General features: G+C 43.2%; 7 protein-coding genes. 4 read left to right on the forward strand and 3 right to left on the reverse strand.

Annotated elements, in window-relative coordinates:
- Positions 1–342: 342 nt before the first annotated feature.
- The 3 genes from QUA78_RS31100 to QUA78_RS31110 form a co-directional block, all read right to left on the reverse strand.
- Positions 343–1221 carry an inositol monophosphatase family protein gene (locus QUA78_RS31100; protein ID WP_333306476.1) on the reverse strand — a complete coding sequence of 293 codons (879 nt, stop codon included), beginning with the start codon at positions 1219–1221 and terminating at the stop codon, positions 343–345.
- Between the two features lie 277 nt (positions 1222–1498).
- A complete protein-coding gene (locus QUA78_RS31105; protein WP_333306478.1) occupies positions 1499–2623 on the reverse strand; it encodes a cupin-like domain-containing protein in 1125 nt (374 codons plus the stop codon).
- Positions 2624–2855: 232 nt separating this feature from the next.
- Positions 2856–3713 carry a PfkB family carbohydrate kinase gene (locus QUA78_RS31110; protein WP_333306479.1) on the reverse strand — a complete coding sequence of 286 codons (858 nt, stop codon included), beginning with the start codon at positions 3711–3713 and terminating at the stop codon, positions 2856–2858.
- Positions 3714–3783: 70 nt separating this feature from the next.
- Here QUA78_RS31110 and rsmI point away from each other — a divergent pair, with 70 nt between their 5' ends.
- The 4 genes from rsmI to QUA78_RS31130 all read left to right on the forward strand — a co-directional run bounded on the left by rsmI (position 3784) and on the right by QUA78_RS31130 (position 7173).
- Positions 3784–4665, forward strand: coding sequence for a 16S rRNA (cytidine(1402)-2'-O)-methyltransferase (gene rsmI / locus QUA78_RS31115; RefSeq protein WP_333306481.1), 882 nt, complete (start codon positions 3784–3786; stop codon positions 4663–4665).
- A 111-nt stretch (positions 4666–4776) separates the two neighbouring features.
- On the forward strand, positions 4777–5994 hold the full coding sequence (locus QUA78_RS31120) for a glycosyltransferase (protein WP_333306483.1): 1218 nt from the start codon (positions 4777–4779) through the stop codon (positions 5992–5994).
- Between the two features lie 175 nt (positions 5995–6169).
- Positions 6170–6673: a DUF4365 domain-containing protein gene (locus QUA78_RS31125; protein WP_333306485.1), complete on the forward strand. Its 504-nt coding sequence runs from the start codon at positions 6170–6172 to the stop codon at positions 6671–6673.
- Complete coding sequence (locus QUA78_RS31130; protein WP_333306487.1) at positions 6670–7173, forward strand: hypothetical protein; 504 nt, start codon at positions 6670–6672, stop codon at positions 7171–7173. Before QUA78_RS31125 ends, QUA78_RS31130 begins: the two co-directional genes overlap by 4 nt.
- The last annotated feature ends 70 nt before the right edge of the window (positions 7174–7243 follow it).

Below are 7243 nucleotides of genomic sequence, written 5' to 3' on the forward strand. Positions count from 1 at the left end.
ACTGAATCTGTCTTGAGTACTCGTTCTGGTCGGATTCCTCCTTCTCTTCTGCCACGCTAACCCCGTGAACTTCTACTCTTTATAAACACCTTTTTATTTAAAGTTTCGATAAAGATGGGGGATTTTATTAAGTAATATTACGGATGAGCCAGCGCGAGGTGGATGACATAACACAAAAACCGTTCAATAGCAAGTGTGATTAGACTGAAATATTATGAGCGGGATTTTTGATACATATGTGCGAGGGGCGGGTTGATGTATAATGTTAGCGATTGCCAAGATTTATGGTAAAAGTCGCCCCTACCAGTTATTCCTTACCATGTTTACGGGCGATCGTCGCACTTACTTCAAACTCGCATCTATCCCTGCTAAAATCGCCTCAGCTTCCCTGCAAATAGCAGCGTGACAGCAACCGTTACTCGCCAACAAACCCCCCCACTGACTCACATCTCCCCGGTTATATTGCAAAGCAGAACCGTCAAAACGAGTAAATCGACCGCCCGCTTCCGTCAAAATCAATTCTGGCGCCGCCAAATCCCAATCTTTAGGCGCAGACTTTCCCGAAAGCGCAATATAAACATCAGCCTTTTGTTCCACAATTGTCGCAATTTTACAGCCAATACTGCCGACAGCTATTTGATTTTGACAAGGCAATTTTTGTAACAATTGATTAAAGCGATCGTCCCGGTGACTGCGGCTAGTTACTATAGATAAATCTGCCACTATATTTCGCGCAGAAACCTGCAATTTGACCGCAGAACCGTCCCGATTTTCCACAAAAGCACCCGCATCGCGGATTGCGTAATAAATCTTTTGCAGTTGGGGCCAAGCCACAACTGCCAATACCGGTCTTCCCTCGAACGCTAAAGCAATGTGAACGGCAAATTCCCCTGTCCTGTCAATAAAATCTCGCGTTCCATCCAAAGGGTCAATAATCCAAACCCAACTTTGAGGTAAGGGAACTTGACCGTTGGTTTTCAAATAAGATTTGTAAGTTTCCTCGCTGAGATAGCCAAATTCTGCATTCCCTAAAGCCGATTGCAATTCGTCGAGGATGTAAGAATTGACAGCGACATCGGCGGCGGTGACCGGGCCATCTTTTTTCTCTTGGATGTCGAGGTTAGGAGTATTGGAGTCCTGCCGATAATAGGATTGTAGGATATCTGATGCACTCCAGGCGATCGATCGGGAAATTTCGCTGATTTCTTCGAGATTTTTCATGAATTTCTTTTTTTGAACCGCAGATGAACGCCGATTTCACTTCCAAGCAGAGTTTATTGGTGACAACTTAACGTCAAACCGACTGTATCTCTTGTTTTTATCGAAGTCTAGATCCCCCCTAACCCCCCTTAATAAAGGGGGGACAAGAGCGTTTTCAAAGTCCCCCTTATTAAGGGGGATTTAGGGGGATCTAGACTAGATAAAAAGCGACATTTATATGGGTTTTAGTCTTAATTTGTCACCAATGGGTTCTGCCTCCTTCTTCCTCTTGGCAAAGTTACCAATTAATATGAGGATATTTCCATTCATAATAATTGGGAAACACAAAATTAGTAAACGAGACCGAAATACTAACTTCCAATGATTTTACATGATGCCACCAACCGACAGGAATAAAGATAGCTTCTCCCGGTTCCAAAATCAATTCAATAATTTTCGCATCTCTGTAAAGCGGGTATTTGTCATAATCGGGATTTTCGCCATCAACTTTGCTGAAAACGCCGACGTGATTGTAAAGCAGAGGTGTTTGCTGCGGAGAAATCAATTTAATTAGTTTGCGACCCGAAACTTGAGCTAAAATTAAATTAACTGGGTCGTGGTGGAGTGGCGTAATCGTGCCTTTCGGGCCGAACCAAAAGAAAACTCTGCCTTTTGTATCGGCGGGATTGAGGTATTCTGGGAATATTTCAATGTCGTTAAATAGCGGTTTAAATTCCTCTCTTTCCAGAGTTTGGTTGTTAGCAACCATGTAGTAGTCGTTGCTAGGCCCGCCATTGACCACCATCTCTACATATTTGCGGAAAAAAACTGTTTTTTTGTGATTTTCTATCTTAATTTCGTAATTCGGGTCTGAGTTGCGGTTGGCTTGAATTTGTACCTCTGCATCGCCGTATTTTTGCTGCAAATACTCCGGCGTCCACAACTGCAACGCTTTCCAGTTGTGCATGATGTTGGTAATAATTACTGGAGTATTTTTTGCGTAGTAATTTTCGAGAAAATACTCTCTGGAAAGGCTGCTTTTGCGTTCGATTGTGCCAAACTTGGAAGACAATGCAGCTAATTGATTGTTAATCCTGAGATGCGATTCTAATTTCTGCAATAACTGGACGTAATGGCTGCCTGCTTGGAAGTAGGGATGAGATGATATTTCCCTAACTTCTGCGGTGGCTGTTTCCGCATCTATGCCGGTACTTATTAAGGCTTGAATGATTTCTGCATCGGGTTGATTTAATAATTTGTTCGCCGCCACCCACTGTTTCATATTGTCGGGGACTTCTTGTTTGCTTGGGGTGAGTAGATTGGGCAAGTTTTGTGTCAGCCATTCTAGGTTAACTTGCTGCTGTTCTGTTAGGGTAATCCGCAAAGGGGGAAGGGTGATACTTAGAGGTTGGGTGTCAGGCATGATTCGGGTATGTTGTTTTGGGAGTGTTTTGTGTGACTTTAACTTGTCTTACTAATATAGCAATTTTGTTAACGAACCGCGAAGGCACTAAGGACGCGAAGAAAGAGAAGAGGGAAGTTCTCAAATTTTGTCGAGGTTGCTGTCAGGATTTTAACTCAACAAGTGTTGCCAGTTCAAGTTTTCTAGCTTTGAGCGGTTTTAACCGGATAGTTTGGTTAATTTTACTTGAAAATTAACCCTTATTCATCCAGGCGCGGGTTCCGAAGTTTTTGCAGGAATGGGAAGCGATTTTAACCGCTGCCGTAAGAGTATCTGTAAAGTTATTTTGCAAAATATAATGACAGAAAGCCCCGTGAAAGATGTCGCCAGCGCCTAAAGTGTCTGTGGCTTGAATTTGAGGTACTTCTATAGTGCCGTAAGTGCCATTGCTGTGGTATAAAATTGATTTTTCGCCGCGAGTGATGGCAATATGGGAAATTCCGGCTGCTGACAGGTAAGCAAAGACTTGTTCTGAATTTTCGCAGTCTGGCGGATGAAAATTATCGGAACATACCGCCCATTCAATGAAAGGCAATATTTCCTCTAATCCGGGTTTCCAACTGCCACCGTCGAGGACAATGGGAATGTTTTTTGAATTGGCAAGTTGAGCAATTTCTTGGCTGGCTGCTATTTGATGTCCGTCAAGCAGTACAATATTAACTGATGTTAAAATATCCTGGTTAATTGTTTGACTGTCAACTTGCGATTTCGTAGCATTGATGGAAATTATCGATCGATCGCCCGTTGCTTCAGTTACAATAATCGAGGAAACTGGCGGCGAGTGCGATCGCCCGGGTTCCAAATCGATTATCCTGACATTATACTCCGCTAAGTCTGCACGAATTAATTGGGCGATCGCGTGAGTGCCCAAAACGCCAGCCCATACCGCCGCATTCCCCAAATAGCTAAAAGTCACCGCAGCATTCGCCGCCGGCCCGCCCGCAGCAATGGTACAATCAGAAGCAACAACTTTCTGATTTTCACCCGGAGGCTTCCCGGCCAAATAAACTAAATCTAAAGTCGCCAATCCCAAAAACAATCCCGTTTTCATATCTTCTTAAATGTGTGGCATGGGCGTCCCGCCCGTGCTTTATCTGCGGTTAAAAAAGCCAAATCTTAAAATGCAAGCAAATCCCAATACAGGAACACTTTACATCGTAGGAACCCCGATCGGCAACCTCGAAGACATGACCTTTCGCGCCATCCGAATCTTGCAAACAGCAGACTTCATCGCCGCCGAAGATACCCGCCATACAGGCAAACTTTTGCACCATTTCCAAATCAAAACGCCCCAAATCAGCTATCACGAACATAACCAACACCAGCGGCTTCCCGAACTCATCGACAAACTGCATTTAGGCAAAGATATCGCCCTCGTCACCGATGCCGGAATGCCGGGAATTTCTGACCCCGGATACGAGTTGGTCAAAGCTTGCGCCGATGCTAATATTAACATTATTCCGATTCCCGGCCCGACTGCCTGCATTGTTGGCATAACTGCATCAGGATTACCTACAGAGAGATTTGTATTTGAAGGTTTCTTACCCGTCAAAGGTCAAGAACGCCAACAGAGTTTAGAAGCTTTGCAAATAGAATCCCGCACTATAATATTATACGAATCCCCGCACCGATTGCGACAAACTTTACAAGATTTAGCAAAGAGTTTGGGAAGCGACAGACAGATTGTGCTGGCGAGAGAGTTAACTAAAATGCACGAAGAGTTTTGGCGTGGTAGTATAGAAAGTGCGATCGAACTTTACACCAATCGCGAACCCCAGGGAGAATTTACCCTAGTAATTGCCGGCATCCAAACAGCCGCCCCAATATTTTCCGAAGACGCCATCAAAGCAGAATTGCAAACATTAATTGCAGAAGGCATAAGTCGTTCCCAAGCCAGCCGCCAACTCGCACAACAAACATCCCTCCCCCGCCGCCAAATCTACCAACTCGCCCTCACAATTGGCGACAATGAATCAGTAGAAGAACCCTTGGATGAATTGTGAATATCTCTCTTCTCTTCTCCTCTGCGGTCTCTGCGGCCTCTGCGGTTCATTAAAAAAAATCTTGATTCACAAAAAAATAACATTGCAATAAAATCATACCAAAAAACTTCTATGGTACGCGGAAACTACGATCGACAAAAACCATATTTACGCAATCCCCACATCAACAAACCAATCGCCGAAATTTATGCAGACTTAGACGCCTTTAGCTGGGAGATATTTGAAGACCAACCCCACCGCTTCGATACCGTCAGTTTCTACGTCTTGCTTCCCCCACTGTTTTACGAAGGGCGTTTCATCAAAGGAATTTACTTCAGCGAAGCAGTCGAACTCATCAACAAACTATTTCCCCAACTTTCTTCAGTATTTTTATCCTTCACCTATTCCCCGGGAACGTCCTACTCCTGGGCCCCCATAGCTGACGCCTACTCGAGTTTGTACAAAAACCCGCAGCGAGATAAGTGGTTTCGCGAAACTTATCCCGATCGCGCTTACAAACCAATCATACCACTGCAAGACACCGACTTCATCAACGAATACTTAATTTCCCCGCGCAACGTCCCCGCCAAAGACATCGACTTGCTAGCCGTCGCCCGAATTTCCGAAGAAAAAAATTTGCCAATCATAGCCAAAGCCTTAAAAGTTTACCGCCAAAAATATCCGCAAAAACCGATAAAATTAACAGTCGTCACCGGCCACGAATTTGATGCAAACAACCTGAAAACTCTCGACGAGTACGCCTTAAAAGAATGGCAACAAATAGAAACAATTTTAACGAATCCCTCCGACTACATTAATTTAGTGCCGAGAGTAGACTACTACAGCGAAATCCCCACATATTATTCGCGAGCCCAAGCATTCGTCCTCGGTTCCCTTCTCGAAGGAAAAAACCGGGGCATTACCGAAGCCATGAGTTGCAACGTACCAGTAATTTGTTTTGAAGAATTCAACCAATACGCCAGAGGAAACTCGCCAGTTTTCCCCGAAGGTGCGGGTCTTTACGCCAAATTTGACCCGGAATCCTTAGCCGATACTATTTATACATTATTAGAAAATCCAACAGAATTCAAACCGCGATATCAGTATTTAAAGCATTGCGGGCGTAAAAACTTTTTCAATACTTGTATAGACAGTTTTCCTTACTATCAGCACAATATCCCCGACTACAAACCGGGAGAAGCCTTTAAGAATTTATGGCTGGATTTGGCGGTACAGCAAAATTATCAAGTTAGCTTGAACAGCTTTTTGTACGGAGGTTCTCCTTTGTCTCATATTCGCGGGATAAATGCGATTCAACAAAATCTCGGCGAGTTAACAAAATTCAAATGATAGATGATATACTGCTGTGATTATTCACCATCATTGAAGAATACGAACCCGGACTTTTTGAAGTATAAGTGAGCGATTTAACAAATCTGGCTTTTGCAATAAAATGTCTATCAGAACATCAATTAATTGTTTTATATCATTATCCTATTGGAAATAAGACCGAATTAGCAGTTTAATGGACATCAACACCAAAAAAGAAGAATTTAGCTATGCCTACGTTTACGCCGTTGCCTCAGCAGCAGGGTGCATCTGCCAGCGAACAACTACTCCTCTAGACAAGCTGGGTGTAGACCTAATTATCACGGGAATAGCAGCATCAGGTTTACCAAACTTTCCCATTCTTTACCTTCAAGTCAAATGTACCTCAAGAGATATCCTCAACGAAAATAGCCTTCGCTATCCCCTGAACATTAAAAACTACGAAGAATTGAGCACAAGCAACGCCTATCCTCCTAAAATTATAATTGTGGTCATTGTTCCCGATAGAGTCAATGACTGGCTGCAACAAACAGAAGCGGAACTTTGCTTAAAACGCTGCGCTTATTGGATATCATTAGAAGGTGCAGCATCTACTGACAATAAAGAAACCGTCACTATTTCAATACCCAGAACAAATATATTTTCGGCTGAGACTCTGACAACTATCATGCAGCGTATCGCAACCGGGAGACAACTATGAATGTGACAATAAAGGATATTGAATTGCTCAAAAATCTCCAACCTCAGCAAATCAGCTACTACTTAGAAACAAAAGGTTGGAAACAAGCACAACAAATTGACAGCCGCGCTATTATTTGGACAAGCAGCGATATCAAGCCAGAAGCCCCTCAAATCGTTCTACCTTTAAATTCCACTCTTCCTGACTTCCCCGTGTCAATGAACTTGATGCTAGAGACATTGGAGGTCATCGAAAAGCGCTCTCAACTGGAAATTTTAGCAGATTTAATTACCGGCCTTCCTAATACAACTATTCAGGGAATCGTGATTCAAATTCACACTCCTAACGCCGACAAATTAAGTGGCGAGATTACCTTACTAGGTGTCATTGCCGACCAACTGCGGAAAATTAAAACCGAACTTGCAGACAAAGACTACATCCTCGCCATCAAATCTTATCAAGAACGCTTGCCCGTTTTCTGTACGGGAGACTTAATCAAAGAAAATCAAGTCTGTAAGTAGGTCGGCGAGAAAAAACAAAACTATGTTAAGATAGATAAAGAAAGATATATCTATAGTGAGGCAACAAATA

This window comes from Microcoleus sp. K4-B3, from assembly GCF_036704615.1.
In the GTDB taxonomy this organism is placed as follows: Bacteria; Cyanobacteriota; Cyanobacteriia; order Cyanobacteriales; family Microcoleaceae; genus Microcoleus.

What these genes read in the sequence shown, in the direction of transcription:
- QUA78_RS31130 (WP_333306487.1), top strand. Translation starts at nt 6,670, where the DNA reads ATGAATGTGACAATAAAGGATATTGAATTGCTCAAAAATCTCCAACCT.
- QUA78_RS31105 (WP_333306478.1), bottom strand. Translation starts at nt 2,623, where the DNA reads ATGCCTGACACCCAACCTCTAAGTATCACCCTTCCCCCTTTGCGGATT.
- QUA78_RS31110 (WP_333306479.1), bottom strand. Translation starts at nt 3,713, where the DNA reads ATGAAAACGGGATTGTTTTTGGGATTGGCGACTTTAGATTTAGTTTAT.
- rsmI (WP_333306481.1), top strand. Translation starts at nt 3,784, where the DNA reads ATGCAAGCAAATCCCAATACAGGAACACTTTACATCGTAGGAACCCCG.
- QUA78_RS31120 (WP_333306483.1), top strand. Translation starts at nt 4,777, where the DNA reads ATGGTACGCGGAAACTACGATCGACAAAAACCATATTTACGCAATCCC.
- QUA78_RS31125 (WP_333306485.1), top strand. Translation starts at nt 6,170, where the DNA reads ATGGACATCAACACCAAAAAAGAAGAATTTAGCTATGCCTACGTTTAC.
- QUA78_RS31100 (WP_333306476.1), bottom strand. Translation starts at nt 1,221, where the DNA reads ATGAAAAATCTCGAAGAAATCAGCGAAATTTCCCGATCGATCGCCTGG.